Genomic DNA, 14,899 nt, shown 5'->3' with positions numbered 1-14,899 from the left:
ATGGCGAAAAACGGGCATAAAAAAAGCCATGGCACTGCCATGGCCTGCGTGAGCCGGCCCCCTCAGGAGCCGGTCACCTCCTTCAGGAAACCGGTGAAACGCTGCCAGGACTTGGCATCGGCATCGGCGCGGTAGTTGTCCGAGCCAAAGACGCTGAACGCGTGGGGAGCGCCGCTGTAGCTGGTCGCCTCGTGCTTCACCCCGGCGCTCTCCAGCTCGGCCACCAGCGCCGCAAACTGACCCAGAGAGACCGCCTCGTCGGCGCTGCCGTGCTGGACAAGCAACTGTCCCTTCACCTCTTTGTAGTCCTGCCCGGCCGGGGTCTCCAGCCCGCCGTGTACGCTCACCACCCCCTTGAGATCCGCCCCGCTGCGGGCCAGCTCCAGTACGGCGGCGCCGCCAAAGCAGTAACCGAGGGCCACCGCATTGTCGAGCCGCCCCCCCTGCCTGCCCGCCTCCGCCAATCCCCCTTGCAGCAGGGTGCGCATCCTGGTCCTGTCCTGATAGAGGGCCCCGGTGAGGCGTTTCTTGTCTTCCACCGTGCCCGGCCTGACCCCGGCACCGAACAAATCGACGGCAAAGACACTGTAGCCCAGGGCCACCAGCATCTCGGCCCGCTTGATCTCGTAACCGTTGAGCCCGTCCCAGTCGTGCACCAGCACCACCAGAGGGGCCTCCTTGTCGGCACCCGCCAGGTAATAGCCCTCGAACGGCTTGCCTTCGACCTCGTAGCGCACCGCACCGGCCTCGGCCGCGCCGCTCCCCATCAGCCCCAGCAGGGCCAGGATCCATGCCCTCTTCATCCTTTCATCCTCTCCCGTCAATGGTGCCCCTGAGTGTAGCCGCTTCACATGGGAGCCCGGGTTCAGTGGTACGCAGGCAAAAAAAGAGAGGCCACCCGAAGGTGGCCTCTTTTTCATCATCTCAACGTACAGCAAGCCAGGCGCTTAATCCTTGGCGCTCTCCATGGCACCCGTTTCGGAGTGCTGGGGCAGGATGAGGTTGAGCAGGATCGCCGCCACCGAGGCCAGCCCCACGCCCGCCAGGGCGAAGTCACCGATCTTCATCTCCAGGGCGCCGACACCCACGGTCAGGGTCACCGCCACGATGGCGATGTTGCGGGACAGCCCCAGATCCACCTTGGACTCCACCAGGGTCTTGAGACCGATGGCGGCGATGGATCCGAACAGCAGCAGCATGATGCCGCCCATCACCGGCATGGGGATGGAGGTGAGCAGGGCGTTGAACTTGCCGAAGAAGGCCAGAATGATGGCAAACACCGCGGCCCAGGTCATGGTGACCGGGTTGAAGTTGCGGGTGATCATCACGGCGCCGGTCACTTCCGCATAGGTGGTGACGGGGGGGCCACCGATGAAACCGGCGAAGCAAACGCCGATGCCGTCACCGGCCAGGGTACGGTGCAGGCCCGGATCCTTGGTGTAGTCCTTGCCGGTCACCCCGCCGATGGCCAGCACGCCGCCGATGTGCTCGATGCAGGGGGCGATGGCCACCGGCAGCATGAAGAGGGCTGCGGCCCAGTTGATCTCCGGGGTCTCGAAGTGGGGCAGCGCCAGCCAGGGGGCGTTGACCATCCCATCGAAACTCACCTGGCCCATCAGCACGGCAGAGACATAACCGGCGATGACACCGCACAGGATGGGGATGAGCTTGATCCAGCCCTTGCAGAACACGGCGGCAATCAGGGTGACCGCCAGGGAGATGCCCGCCAGAGTCAGCGCCGTGGTGGCAGGCACCACCTGCTCACCGCCGGCACGGCCCATGGCCATGTTGCAGGCTACCTGAGCCACCGACAGGCCGATCACCATGATGACGGGACCGATAACCACGGGGGGCAGCAGCTTGTGCACGAAGCCCATGCCCCGGGCGCGGATGATGGCCGCCAGGATGAAGTACATGAAGCCGGCGGCAAACAGGCCGAACATGGTGGAGGGCAGGCCCCAGGTCTGGGTGGCATAGATGATGGGGGCGATGAAGGCGAAGCTGGAGCCGAGGAAGATCGGCACCTGGCGACGGGTGCAGAGCTGGAACAACAGGGTGCCTACACCGGCGCCAAGCAGGGCCATGGAGGGGTTCAGTCCGGTGAGCAGGGGCACCAGCACCATGGCACCGAAGGCGACAAACAGAATTTGCAGCCCGGCGACGCTTTGCTTGACCAAGGAAAACATGGGTATCCTTAATTTTTTGATAACTGACAGGGATAATTGACACTTTTCAGTCATCACAAGACTTTTTCAAGGCAGCTAACGGGCCAAACGGCGTCATTTGTTGCCTTTTACTGCTTGGGGAGGGCATGAAACTGGCTTTTTAGGCGGGATTCGCTGCTACAAGCATCGAGGAAGCGATTTTACGCACTTTTATGGCCAACGCCAATCGTTTTTCCGGCGAGTTGACATGACAAGGCTTTCAACTGGTCGACGCAGATATCGCCCCAACCCCCTCTCTATACTCGAAGGCGTGACCCCACACCGACAAGGAGTTCCCCATGTCACTGCCCTCGTTCAAACCCAGCCAGCGCCGGCTGCTGCTGGGTTCGGCCATCGCCCTGGCCCTGTTCGCCACCCCGCTGAGCTATGACTTCGACCACCACCAATGGCAGGCAAACCAGGCCCATGCCAAGTCCTGCTTCATTGCCGGTACCCGCATCCTGATGGCCGATGGCAGCGAACGCCCCATCGAGACCCTGCGGGTCGGCGATCGGGTGCGGGACAGGCACGGGCAGAGCAACCGCATCCAGGCCATCGAGCGGGTGGCGCTGGGGGGGCGCAGGCTCTACGGGCTCAATCATCTGCCCCCCTTCTTTACCGCCGAGCACCCCTTCCTCACCACCCAGGGCTGGGCGGCCATCGCACCGGCCATGACCCGCACCGAAAACCCGGCCCTCGCCGTGCTGCCGCTCTTTACCGGCATGCACCTGCTGGGTTGGTCAGAGGGGGGCCGCGCGGGCAACCTGGCGCTGGCGCCGCACCCTGTCGAACTGCCGGTGGCCTCCCTCTTCTGGGTTGATGCCCCGCCCGCCACGGCGCTGTTCAACCTGATCCTCGATGGCAGCCACAGCTATGTGGCCAATGGGCTGATCGTGCACAACAAAGGGGGGGATGGCGGCGGCAACAGTGGTAGCGGAGGCGGCAACAGCGGCGGTGGGGGCAGCAACAGCGGCGGCGGAGGCAGCAACAGCAGCGGTGGGGGCAGCGGTGGGGGCAATAGTAGCCACAGTGGAAACAATAGCGGAAATGGAGGCGATAGTAGCCATAACGGAAACAATGGCGGGGACGACAGCGGCCACGGCGGCGATGACCGTGGTCAGGGCGAACATGCCGGTGGCGACCAGCACGCTGGCGGCGATCGCCACGGCGGTGGCGACAAACATGCAGGCGGGGAGCGTCATGCCGGTGGCCGGGTGGACGACAACGGTGTGGACGCCGTCGACGCCAATGGCAACAAGCTTCGAGGCGATGGCAGCGTGGACGACAACGGTGTGGACGCCGTCGATGCCAACGGTAACAAGCTAAGGGGCGACGGCAGCGTGGACGACAACGGCGTGGACGCCGTCGATGCCAATGGCAACAAGCTTCGAGGCGATGGCAGCGTGGACGACAACGGTGTGGACGCCGTCGATGCCAATGGCAACAAGCTTCGGGGCGATGGCAGCGTGGACGACAACGGCGTGGACGCCGTCGATGCCAGTGGCAACAAGCTTCGGGGCGACGGCAGCGTCGATGACCGCCTGGTGCCCCCGCCCGCTCAATAGGTGTCAGCGTCCTGCCCCGCACACACAGCAGGGCGGAAAACAGAGAGGGTGGCCTGGGCCACCCTCTCTTTTTCTATGGCATTGTCATGCCCGCGACACATGCGGGCAGGTCGCACCTCAGACCCGGCGATAGGGCAGGTAGACCGGCTCCCACATATGGCTCAGGATGTGCTCTTGCAGATCCTGACCGATGAGCGGGTGGGAGGGATCCCGGCGCACGATGTCCTTGAGCACCGCGGTCGCCACGTGCACCGAGATGTTGCGTAGCTCGCTGATCCTCGGGTAGACGGTGCCCCGGGCGAGATCCGCCTCGCTCACGCACTCCGCGAGCGCAAAGGCGGCGGTGGTGAAGATGTCCGGGCTTATCTCGCGGATCTGGCTGACGATGGCCGCCAGCCCCACGCCGGGGAAGATGAAGACGTTGTTGCCCTGACCGATGCGATAATCCTGCCCCTCATGGTGCACATCCTTGAACGGGCTGCCGGTGGCGACGATGGCGCGCCCCTGGCTCCAGCGGAAGATGTCTTCCGGCAGGGCCTCGCAGTTGGCGGTGGGGTTGGAGAGGGGGAACACCATGGGGCGCTCGCAGTGAGTCAGCATCAGCTGGATGTGCTCCTCCTGGAAGGCGCCGCCGGCGCCGCTGGTGCCGAGCAGCACTGTGATGGGCACGTGGCGCAGCACCTCGGTCAGCCCCGCCTTGCCCTGCAGATCCCACTGGGCCAGCAAGAGGCCCGGCTTGGCGTAGCGGCGCTTGTACTCATCCAGCCCCTCGCGGTTGTCACACACCAGCCCCTGGGTATCCAGGATATAGATGCGATCCCGCGCCGCCTGCGGGTCAAGCCCCTCGCGGATCATCCCAGCGCAGATCTGATCCGCCACCCCGACCCCGCCAGCCCCGGCCCCGTAGACCAGGTAGTGCTGCTGGCCCAGGGTTTCCCCCTTGGATTTGACGGCCCCAATGATACCCGCCAGCACCACGGCCCCGGTGCCCTGGATGTCGTCATTGAACGACGGCAGCGCCTGCTGATAGCGGGCCAGGTTGTTGAAGGCGTTGGACTTGCTGAAGTCCTCCCACTGCAGCACGGCGTTGGGGAAGTGGCGCTTGACCCCGGCCACGAACTTGTCGATGAAGTCGTCGTACTCCTTGCCGCGAATGCGCCTGTGGGGCTGACCCAGGTACATGGGGTCATCCAGCAGCGCCTGGTTGTCGGTGCCCACGTCCAGCGCGATGGGCAGGCAGCAGGCGGGGTGGATGCCAGCCCCCAGGGTATAGAGGGCGAGCTTGCCGATGGGAATGCCCATGCCCCCCACCCCCTGATCGCCGATGCCGAGGATCCCCTGGCTGTCGGTCACGACGATGATGCGCACCGCCTTGGCATCCATGTGGCGGGCGAGGGAGCCCATGTCCTCGACGTTCTTCGGGGTGATGTAGAGGCCGCGCGGCTTCTGGAAGCGGTGGCTGAACTCCTGGCACGCCTTGCCCACGGTCGGGGTGTAGATGTAGGGAGTCATCTCCTCCACGTGGCGGGACAGGAGGGCGTAGAACAGGGTTTCGTTGCGATCCTGCAAGGCTCGCAGGTTCTGGTACTTCTCGATGTCGCTGCAAGCGCTCAGGAAGGCCTCATAGACCCGCTCCAGCTGGGCTTCGAAAGTCTGCACCTGAGGCGGCAAGAGGCCGCCCAGCTCAAAATCGGCCCGCTCCTGTTCGGTGAAGGCGGTACCCTTGTTGAGGTTGCGATCGTTGAGCAGATTGGTGCCCGTCAGCGCAACGGGGCGAAAATCGTGACCCTGTGCATCTTTCCACAGCAGATATTGTCCGGTAGCCATAGTCATTCTCTTTGATTTACATGAAGTTGCCATCAGGCAGGAGAGCAAGACTCAGAATGCTGGGGATCATATGACGTTTGCCGATCCGGTTTTGTGAGCTTGGACAAACCCTGCGGCCAAAGGCGCCTTTGCCGGGGCAGCCGAAGGTTGCTCCCGCGCCCGCCTTGGCGCAAGATCCCGACACGCCCCTGTGGGCATCCCTTTGCGAGCAACGGAGCACCATGACCCCTCCCTCTTCCCCCGTTTTTCTCGTCAGCGGCGTCATCCTCGCGGGCGGTCGCGCCACCCGCATGGGGGGCGATGACAAGGGCTGGGTGCCCCTCGCGGGCACTCCCCTGATCGAACACGTGCTGACCCGCCTGCGCCCCCAGGTGGACGAGGTGCTGATCAACGCCAACCGCAGCCAGGCTCGCTACCGGCAGCTTGCTCCCGTCATCGGAGATGCGCAGGCCGACTTCCAGGGGCCGCTGGCCGGCATGCTGGCGGGGCTGACGGCGGCCCGTCACGACTGGGTGCTGTTCGTCCCCTGTGACGGCCCCGCCCTGCCCCTTGATCTGATGACCCGCTTTCTCGCCGCCATCACCCCGGACACCGATCTGGTGGTGGCCCACGACGGGGAGCACCTCCAGCCCGTGGTCGCCCTGCTGCGCCGCGCCCTGCGCCCCTCCCTGAGCCAGGCGCTGGCGGACGGGGAGCGCAAGACCGGGGCCTGGTTTGCCCGCCACCGGATGGCGGTGGTGCCCTTTGCCGATCTGCCCGACGCCTTCGTCAACCTCAACAGCCCGGCCGAACTCGCCGCCTGGGAGACGAGGCTGCGGGAAAGGGGCGCGCCATGAGCCCCCTGCCCCTGCTCGGCTTCGTCGCCTGGAGCGGCACCGGCAAGACCACCCTGCTGGAGCGCCTCATCCCGCGCCTGGTGGCCCGCGGTCTGCGCCTCGGGGTGCTCAAGCACACCCACCACGCCTTTGACATGGACCAGCCCGGCAAGGACAGCCACCGCCTGCGCCAGGCGGGCGCCACCCAGGTGATGGCGGCCTCCGACCGGCGCCACGCCCTGATCCGGGAGACCCCGGAGGGGGAGCCCCCCTTCGAGGTGCTGCTGGCCCGTTTCGACTGGGACAGGCTCGATCTGCTGCTGGTCGAGGGGTTCAAGCATCACCATTTTCCCAAGATAGAGCTGTATCGCGCCGCCATCGGCCGGCCCCTGCTCTTCCCCGATGATCCTGACATCGTCGCCCTCGTGAGCGACGTTCCCCAGACCACGACCCTGCCCCGGTTCCCCTTCGAGGATCTGGAGGCCATCGCCGACTTCATCTGCGCCCAGTTGCCCCCGCACGCCCCCCGTCAGGCCCCGTCGCCCCTTCGCCTCTGCGCCCGGCTGCTGGCGGCCCTGCCCCCATCGGCAGAGCAGGGCGTTGTGCCCGGCTTGCTCAGTCAGGACGAGGCGGGCACCCTGCTGGTGCGCCCGGTGGACGGGGGCCACGACAGTGCCAACTGCCGCATCGAACGGGCGCCGGGTAGCGTGGCCCTTCCCCCCGGCGAGCGGGTCATGGTGCGCCTGCCGACAGGTGCGCCCGCATGAACCGGGGAAACGACGCAGGTCAAGGCAAATGCCGTCCTCCTTGCTATCCTCACACCCCTGACCCGAGATAAGAGAACGCCCTTGCGCCTCAATGCCCCGCTCTCCCGCTTCGATCTGCTCATCTATGGCCGCTACCGCCTGGTCCACGGCCTGCGCATCGCCCTGGCCTTCACCCTCACCTTCCTGCTGACCCGGGAGCTCAAGCTGCCGGAGAGCACCTGGCCCCTCATCACCCTGGTGGTGGTGATGGGCCCCATCTCGTTCTGGGGCAACGTGCTGTCGCGCGCTCTGCAACGGGTGGTGGGCACCGTCTTCGGCGCCGCCTGCGGGGTGGTGGCCCTCTATCTGGAGCTCTACTCCCTGCCCCTGATGCTGGCCTGGTGCTGCGCCATCATGTTCCTGTGCGGCTACCTGGCGCTCGGCAAGCGCCCCTATGTGGGGCTGCTCATCGGTATCACCCTGGGGGTCATCGTCGGCGGGGTGCCCGGGGACATCGAGACCGCGCTCTGGCGCAGCGGCGACGTCATCCTGGGGTCGGTGCTGGCCCTGCTGTTTTGCAGCATCTACCCCCAGCGGGCCTATACCCACTGGCGTCTGCAGATGCACGACACCCTGCAGCAGGCCGGGCGGCTCTACCACACCCACCTCTCCCCCAACGTGCTGGAGCGCCCCAAGCTCACCCGAAGCCACGCCCGCCTGCTCGCCAAAATAGTCAGCCTGCGCCCCCTGCTGGCCCCGGCGGTCAAGGAGACCCGCCTTGGCAGCCCGCTGTTCGAGGCGACCCAGACCACCCTTCGCAACAGCGTCTGCACCCTGGAGATGCTGGCCAACACCTATTGGCGGGATCGCCAGAGCCACTTCCTGATGCAGAGCCACCCGGGGCTTCGCGCCTGCCAGCAGGCGACGAAGTCGGTGCTCACCGAACTCGCCCTCATGCTCAAGAGCGGCGATACCACGGCGGCCGACCAGGCCATCGGCCGCCTGCAAGAGGCCGCCGCCAGGCTCGATGGGGAAGCAAGCCAGGCGCCAGGCCTGGGACACGACCCCACCCTTGGCGGCTACCTCTGGCTCAATCTCCATCTCATCGAGCAGCTCGCCCACCTCCATCGCCTGCTGGGACTGGTGCTGCAACCCTATGCCAAGCCCTCGGCCCGCCCCTGAGCGCGCCTCCTGCAACCGCCCACAAAAAAGCCCCGCCGATGCGGCAATGCTGTTCACTTAAGAGAATTTGAGTTCCAGTCTACGTAGTATCAGGACAAAAAATCGAGGGAGGCATGATGCCTCCCTCTTTCTATTGCAAGCCCCGCTGGATAAAGGCTGGAGGAAGATCGACTGGACACAGCCTTGCCCCCTCAACTCAAATCCAATTTATGAATAATCAGTCAAAAAAGTGCTTATCTGAACAGCATTGCCGCCGATGCGGGGCTTGTTTGTCTCGGGCTCGCGCCTTAGCTTGCACGAGCCAGGGGCTGCTCCGGAGTGAGGTAGAGGGAGAAGTCCTCTATCCCCGCCTTCAGGGCGGCAAAGCAGTCGGGGTCGATGGCCGTGCCCAGGTTTTCCGCCATCATCTCCAGGGCCCTCGGCACCGGGATGGCATCCCGATAGGGACGCTTGGCGGTGATGGCATCGAAGATGTCGGCGGTGGTGATGATGCGCGTCTCCAGGGTGATCGCCTCCCCCTTGAGCCCCTTGGGGTAGCCCTTGCCGTCGAGTCGCTCATGGTGGGCGCCAGCCACCTGGGCCAGCTCCTCGAAGGCGCCGATGCGGCTCAGGATCTCCTCGGTGTAGGCGGCATGCATCTGCACCGCCGCCCACTCCTGCTCGTCAAGCTTGCCCGGCTTGTCGAGGATGGCGTTGCTCACCCCGAGTTTGCCCACGTCGTGGAGCAGGGCACCCCGCTTGAGCCAGCGTCGCCGTGGCTCGGACAGCCCCATCTGGGCGGCGAGGATGTCGGTATAGAGCGCCACCCTGCCGCTGTGCCCGGCGGTATAGGGGCTCTTGGAGTCCACCACCTGGCCGAAGGCCGCAGCAATCTCATCCAGATAATCCTCATCCAGCGCCACCTCCCCCTGCCCCGCCGGGTGGGCGAAGACCCGCTCCGCCAACGCGGGATCCGCCAGCCCTTGCCAGAAGGCGTCATCGGCCAGCGCCTCGAAGGCCTTGACCAGGGCGGGATCAAACCAGTTGCCGCTGCGCTCGCGCAGCTCCCTCATCGCCGCGTCCGGCCCGGCGGCGGCGTGAAACACGTCCACCACCTGACAGAGCAGGGCGATGCGGGAGAAGAGCGGAATGGCCTCCCCCGCCAGTTGTTGCGGCCGCCCTTTGCCGCTCCAGTGCTCATCCAGGGAGAGGATCCCCTGGGCCACCTCGTCGCTGAAACGCAACTGGCGGGCGATGTCCGCCCCCCGGTGGCAGCGGGTCAGGATCAGCTCGTTGGCTATCTGATCCCCGTTGCGAAAGATGTGGAACAGGCTGCGAAAACGGCCCAGCAGATCCGCCTGCAAGCCGGTGTGGCCCAGCACGAAGTTGACCACCTCGGAGAGGGAGCCATCCACCAGCTTGAAGTCGCGCTTGAAGTGAAGATCGTCGGTGAGATAGAGCTCGCAGATGCGGGCGGCATTGCTGCTGCACCCCAGATCCTTGAGCAACAGGGTGTAGTAGAGGTCGTGGCGCTGCCGGGCATCCAGTCCCAGTTGCTCCCCCAGACGAGAGCCTATCCAGCAGCAGCGGATGCAGTGGCCTCTCGGCTGCCCTTCCGTCATGTCCAGGGCATGACTGAGAGAACCAATCAGCTCTGCCAAACGCAACCCGTTTACCGTCATAGCCCACTCCCTCTACATCGGGGCGTACTTGCCCGCAGGCATGTATAGCATTTGTCGGGAGTAAAGGATCAGGGGCGCGACAAATTATGCCTGCACCGCTCCCCGACTTGCCGCCGCATCGAGCTGCTCGCGGCTCAGGGTCGAGACCAGTTTGTCATCCAGATAGAGATCCAGCCGCTCCCCGCGCATCTCTCCCCGCATCAGGCTGCGCTGACCGTCGATGTAGTGGATCTCCATCTGGGCGGTGCGCTCGTCCGGGTAGCTCACCTGTACCTCGCGCACCCCTTGAGGCAGCAGGGCCAGCGGCACCTGGTTGAGGGCAGGATCCAGGTGCGGGTTCACCTTGATGATCGCATCGCTCTTCTGATCCACCAGGGCGGGCGCCTTGCCGGTAATGGGGTTCTTGCCGGACCAGAATTCGATGGTGTTGAACACGAAGAGATCCGCCGTGGCCGCCAAGCCATAGACGGGGGAAAGGAGCACGAAGACGCCGGCACGGCCGTAGCGATTGTCCACCACGCTGAGGTTGCCCTTGGTCACCATGGAAGAGAGGCCCATCTGGCCCATGCAACCACCGAGCCCCAGGCTCGCCCCCATTCCCAGCAGCAGGGCCAGTGCCCTGCCTCTCTGTCGTACTGCCATTGTTGTCTACCTGCTCAATAAAAAGGAGGCGGCAGCCTAAACAAGGGGGCCGGGCGGCACAATGACGAAGGGGGGCGTCATACAGCCAGGGTTCAGCCTGGCCGTCCGATCGCTCACTCTGTTGGCAATCTTGCGGTCAGCCCCTCAGATGGAGAGGGCGGACACCGTCTGGGAGACCCTGTCCGCCTCCTGGTGGATCTCGCTCATCAGCTTGTCCACCCCGGCGATCTGCTGCTTGCCGAGTTCGGCGCTGCCCGCCACCCCGGCCATGTCGTCGGTCACCCTGGCGGTCAGCTCGCGGTTCTTCTGCACCACCTTGGCGATCTCGTCGGTAGAGAGCGACGTGCGGGCGGCCAGCTGGCGCACCTCGTCCGCCACCACCGCAAACCCGCGCCCCTGCTCCCCCGCCCGCGCCGCCTCGATGGCAGCGTTCAGGGCCAGCAGATTGGTCTGATCGGCGATGGCGCTGATGGTCGAGACGATGGCCTCGATGCTTCTGGACTGCTCGTTGAGCTGGCCGATGAGGGCGATGGCCTCATCCACCTGGGAGGCGATGAGGGAAGAGGTCTGCACCACGGCGCGTAGCAAGCCCGCCCCCTCCTCTGCGCTGTGCAGGGTCTCCTGGGCGGTGCTGTGGGCCAGGCGGGCCGCCTCCCGGGTGGCGTGGTTCTGCTCGATGCGCGCGGTGATGTCGCTGGCGAACTTCACCACCCGCACCACCTTGCCGCTGCCATCCCGGATGGGATTGTAGGTCGCCTCCAGCCAGACGGCCTGCCCCCGGCTGTTGTGGCGCATGAAGAGGCCGGATTTGAACTGGCCCCGGGCCAGCTCCTCCCAGAAACGGGGCTGCTCGCGCAGGAAGGTTTCGTCACAGAAGATCCTGTGGTGCCTGCCCGCGATCTCCCCCAGGGTGTAACCCATGACGCTCAGGAAGTTGGCATTGGCATGAATGATGTCGCCGTTCGGGGTGAACTCGATCATGGCCCGGGAACGGTCCAGCGCCTCGGTCAGCGCCTCGAGTCGCTCCAGCCGCTGGTGCTGTTCGGTGACGTCGCTGGCCATCTTGAGTACCCGGGTCACCCGGCCCTGGTGCTTCACCGGGAAATAGGTCGCCTCCAGCCAGCGCGTCTCCCCCTGCCGGTTCACGCGCTCGAAGGTGCCAGACTGCACCTCCCCCTGGGCGAGGCGGCGCCAGAACTGGCGATAGTCACCGGACTCCCCCCAGGCCCTCGGACAGAGCTGGCTGTGGGGCTGCCCAATCAGTTCGGCGGCACCATATCCCATCAGGGCCAGGAAAGGGGTGCTCGCCTCCTGGATGATCCCCTCCGGGCTGAAGATGACGGTGGCGGCACCCGCCTTGATCGCCTCTATGATGCCCTGCTCCTCGTCGAGCCGGGTCTGGCATGCCTGCAACTGCGCTTTGAGCTTCTGATTGAACATGACACTTCTTCCTCGTTGACCATCCCCATGGGCACCACGGCCTCACCCACAGAGGGTATCGGCACCGCCAGCGCCGACATAAGTGGTCGGACGACTGAAACGAATGGGGCGCGCAGTGTATAGAAAAGCGGCGATGCCGCCAAGGGCTCCCAGTACGCAGCCCTTGTGAAAGAGGATCAGCCCGGTGCAGAAAAAGAGGAGGCTAACGGGCAGGTACGCACTCGAGACAGGCAGGATTGCCGGCAAAGCCGAACCGTTCGTAGATAGCGCGCCCATCACTGCTGGCATGGAGCCACAGCTTGCCCAGTTGCTGCTCGCGGGCATACGCCACCATGGCCACCAGCAGGGCGTTCGCCATTCCCCGTCTGCGCCAGGCCGGCCGGGTGTAGATGTTGAGCAGGTACCCTTCCCGCCCCGCCAGATTGCCCGGGTAGGGCGGGCGCACGAAGAGTGCCAGGGTGGCGCACGCCACCACCTCGCCCTCCTCCTCCACCACCCAGCTACGGGCGCGACCCTCTTCCTGCGCCTGAATGAAGTAGGCCTGCGTCGCCTCCCTGAGGACCGGATCCTCATCGGGCCGGGCAAGTTCCCCCACCTCGCAAAAGAGCGCCATGCGCAGTGTCGTCAGGGCAGGAATATCGGCCGCCAGGGCCTCGCGAACCTTCATCTCTTCTCCTTTGCATTCCTTGCCCACCCGTCAGTCAGGCAGGGCTCGTGTGCGGCCACCTTACGCCGGAGGCGAGCGACGGGCAAGGCGCCAGCTGTCGAGCCCCAGGGGGCCCGCCCCCCACACGGCCAGGGTCAGCAGCATCCAGCCCCACAACTGGTGATCGTGAAAGCCTCCCGCCCAGAGGGCCGGGTAGGAGATGACCGCCATGGCGTTGAAGCCAAAGAGCAGCAAGGCGACCGGACGGGTGAAGAGGCCCGCCAGCAGGAAGAGGGGCAGCAACAGCTCGGTCGCCGTGCCCGCATAGGCCGCCCACTGCCAGGGCAGCAGGGGCACCTGATATTCGAACTCGAACAGATAGAGGGTGCTGTCCCAGGCCGTTAACTTGAGCCAGCCGGATCGCAGAAAAATGGTGGCGACCCAGAGCCTGGCAAGCAGCAACAGGCCACCGCTGCACCAGGGCAAGATTCGTTCAACAAGGGGGCCAAGGGGCCTGGCAAGGGTTTGCGTTGTCATGGGGCAAGCTCCAGATCGACCAGCAGGTCGAGGGTGATGAGGGGGGCCAGGTGTTCGGCCATGGCGGGATCCTGAGCCAGCAGGCTGGCCAGCGGCCTGCCCTGCAGGCAGCCTTGCAGCAGACGCCAGGCGGCGGCATCCAGGGGAATGGGGTCGACCCGGTGTCCGGGGCGTTTCTTGAGTGCCAGGGAGCAGACAGCATCCAGCTCCCTGACCGTCTCACCGCCGTGCAGGGCCATCTGCCAGAGCGCCAGCACCGGATGGGGGCTCTCCAGGAGCAGCAGATCGCAGGCAGGATGCAGCACCAGCCGCTCCCAGTGGTCAGGGGTCATGGCGGCAAGCCGCTCGGCGGGCCAGCGCCGCGTCTCTGGTGCAAGCAGCGAGACCCGCCAGGCGGGCTGGTTCGGCAACTGGACCCTGCTCTACTGGGCCTGGTGGATCTCCTGGTCCCCCTTCGTCGGCCTCTTCATCGCCCGCATCTCCCGCGGACGCACCCTGCGCGAATTCATCCTCGGCGTCCTGTTCGTGCCCACCGCCTTCAACCTGCTCTGGATGACTGTGTTCGGCAACGCCGCCATCTGGGCCAGCCAGCATGAGGGGGGCATAAGCCTCATCGACTCGGTCGGCAACATCGACACCCTGCTGTTCAACTTCTTTGACCTCTTGCCGGGAGCGGACATCACCTCGGCCCTCGCGGTGATCCTCATCAGCGTCTTCTTCGTCACCTCCGCCGACTCGGGAGCCTTCGTCATCGACAATATCGCCACCCAGGGCAAGGAGGGCTCACCGGTCTGGCAGCGCCTGTTCTGGGCTCTGCTGCTCGGGGTCACCGCGGGTACCCTGATGAGCACAGGGGGGCTGGCGGCACTCCAGTCCATGACCCTCATCGCCGCCCTGCCGTTTGCCTTCATCATGGTCCTGCTCTGCCTCGGACTCTGCCGCGGCCTTGTCGCAGACAAGGAGCACTCGGCCAGGCGCCTCTCCCCCGCCACTGACTTCTGGAACGGCAAGCAGTGGCGCACCCGGATGGATCACCTGCTACGCCCCTCCACCGAGCAGGAGGCCCGCGCCTTTATGGACAAGGTCGCCCTGCCCGCCCTGACGGCCCTGAGTCAGGAGTTCGCTGCCCGGGGAATCACCAGCCGGGTCGAAGAGGATGGGCCGGATCAGTGCCATCTGCTGGTACCCCAGCAAGGTCGCCGGGACTTCTGCTACGGGGTGCGCATCGAAGCCCGCCCCGCCCCCGCCTTCACCCCCCTGGAGGCGGCCCACAACCACGATCCCGAGGCCCGCATCTTCGAGCCCATCACCTATTTTGCCGATGGCCGCGCCGGTTACGACATCCAGTACCTGACCCGGGACGAGCTGAGTGCCGACGTCTTGCGCCAGTACGAGCGCTATCTGGTGCTGAGCCAGGACGAGGGGCAGGATCTGCTGAGCAGCGCCCCCGAACATACCCAGCCAACCCAGGGAGAGTGATGACCAGGCAGGGATCAAGTCAGCTCCCCGCCCAGAGCTTATGGCCGGGCACACTGGCGGCGAGGGCTGTCCCCACCACCCATCACAACAGAGAAAGGGGCCCCAGGGCCCCTTTCTCGTCACTGCCTCAACCTGCGTTGATTTCAGAGCCTCAA

General features: G+C 65.5%; 12 protein-coding genes and 2 pseudogenes. 5 read left to right on the top strand and 9 right to left on the bottom strand.

What is annotated here, in order from left to right:
• Positions 1 to 62 precede the first annotated feature (62 nt).
• Both J9892_RS23245 and J9892_RS23240 read right to left on the bottom strand, forming a co-directional pair.
• On the bottom strand, positions 63 to 803 hold the full coding sequence (locus J9892_RS23245; protein WP_160838012.1) for a dienelactone hydrolase family protein: 741 nt from the start codon (positions 801 to 803) through the stop codon (positions 63 to 65).
• 144 nt (positions 804 to 947) lie between these two features.
• Positions 948 to 2,186 (bottom strand): uracil-xanthine permease family protein, encoded by a 1,239-nt coding sequence (locus J9892_RS23240; protein WP_041213272.1) that lies wholly within the window; start codon positions 2,184 to 2,186, stop codon positions 948 to 950.
• 317 nt (positions 2,187 to 2,503) lie between these two features.
• Here J9892_RS23240 and J9892_RS23235 point away from each other — a divergent pair, with 317 nt between their 5' ends.
• Positions 2,504 to 3,769, top strand: a complete 1,266-nt coding sequence (locus tag J9892_RS23235) for a Hint domain-containing protein (protein WP_244813001.1) — start codon at positions 2,504 to 2,506, stop codon at positions 3,767 to 3,769.
• A 117-nt stretch (positions 3,770 to 3,886) separates the two neighbouring features.
• On the opposite strand, the gene J9892_RS23230 is transcribed toward J9892_RS23235, so the two are convergent.
• Positions 3,887 to 5,596, bottom strand: coding sequence for an NAD-dependent malic enzyme (locus J9892_RS23230; protein ID WP_042016259.1), 1,710 nt, complete (start codon positions 5,594 to 5,596; stop codon positions 3,887 to 3,889).
• Between the two features lie 221 nt (positions 5,597 to 5,817).
• Here J9892_RS23230 and mobA point away from each other — a divergent pair, with 221 nt between their 5' ends.
• The 3 genes and pseudogenes from mobA (at position 5,818) to J9892_RS23215 (ending at position 8,339) form a co-directional block, all read left to right on the top strand.
• Entirely contained in the window at positions 5,818 to 6,432 is a 615-nt protein-coding gene (gene mobA, locus J9892_RS23225; protein ID WP_210539125.1) for a molybdenum cofactor guanylyltransferase MobA, read from the top strand.
• Positions 6,429 to 6,914: pseudogene (gene mobB / locus J9892_RS25300) on the top strand (molybdopterin-guanine dinucleotide biosynthesis protein B); the annotation flags it as partial. The gene mobA and the pseudogene mobB, both read left to right, overlap by 4 nt.
• 345 nt (positions 6,915 to 7,259) lie before the next feature.
• Complete coding sequence (locus tag J9892_RS23215) at positions 7,260 to 8,339, top strand: FUSC family protein (RefSeq protein ID WP_210539123.1); 1,080 nt, start codon at positions 7,260 to 7,262, stop codon at positions 8,337 to 8,339.
• Between the two features lie 287 nt (positions 8,340 to 8,626).
• Here the strand turns inward: J9892_RS23215 and J9892_RS23210 are convergent, their stop codons facing one another.
• The 6 genes and pseudogenes from J9892_RS23210 to J9892_RS23185 all read right to left on the bottom strand — a co-directional run.
• On the bottom strand, positions 8,627 to 10,000 hold the full coding sequence (locus J9892_RS23210; RefSeq protein ID WP_210539122.1) for an HD domain-containing protein: 1,374 nt from the start codon (positions 9,998 to 10,000) through the stop codon (positions 8,627 to 8,629).
• Between the two features lie 84 nt (positions 10,001 to 10,084).
• A complete protein-coding gene (locus J9892_RS23205; RefSeq protein ID WP_210539121.1) occupies positions 10,085 to 10,642 on the bottom strand; it encodes a DUF3332 domain-containing protein in 558 nt (185 codons plus the stop codon).
• 144 nt (positions 10,643 to 10,786) lie between these two features.
• The gene (locus tag J9892_RS23200; RefSeq protein WP_210539120.1) at positions 10,787 to 12,082 is read right to left on the bottom strand and encodes a PAS domain-containing methyl-accepting chemotaxis protein; all 1,296 of its coding nucleotides are present in this window, start codon (positions 12,080 to 12,082) and stop codon (positions 10,787 to 10,789) included.
• A gap of 202 nt (positions 12,083 to 12,284) precedes the next feature.
• The gene (locus J9892_RS23195; RefSeq protein ID WP_210539119.1) at positions 12,285 to 12,749 is read right to left on the bottom strand and encodes a GNAT family N-acetyltransferase; all 465 of its coding nucleotides are present in this window, start codon (positions 12,747 to 12,749) and stop codon (positions 12,285 to 12,287) included.
• 60 nt (positions 12,750 to 12,809) lie between these two features.
• The gene (locus J9892_RS23190; protein WP_041213281.1) at positions 12,810 to 13,265 is read right to left on the bottom strand and encodes a DoxX family protein; all 456 of its coding nucleotides are present in this window, start codon (positions 13,263 to 13,265) and stop codon (positions 12,810 to 12,812) included.
• A pseudogene (locus J9892_RS23185) lies at positions 13,262 to 13,654 on the bottom strand (DUF2063 domain-containing protein); the annotation flags it as partial. The gene J9892_RS23190 and the pseudogene J9892_RS23185, both read right to left, overlap by 4 nt.
• Between J9892_RS23185 and J9892_RS23180 the strand changes: the two are divergent.
• Positions 13,596 to 14,744, top strand: a complete 1,149-nt coding sequence (locus tag J9892_RS23180; protein WP_244812999.1) for a BCCT family transporter — start codon at positions 13,596 to 13,598, stop codon at positions 14,742 to 14,744. The pseudogene J9892_RS23185 and the gene J9892_RS23180 overlap by 59 nt on opposite strands.
• Positions 14,745 to 14,899: the final 155 nt, after the last annotated feature.

The sequence above is a fragment of the Aeromonas sp. Prich7-2 genome, from assembly GCF_017939255.1.
In the GTDB taxonomy this organism is placed as follows: Bacteria; Pseudomonadota; Gammaproteobacteria; order Enterobacterales; family Aeromonadaceae; genus Aeromonas; species Aeromonas caviae.
Note: the sequence above shows the minus strand (reverse complement) of the source record. Positions and strands in the feature narration are given on the sequence as shown.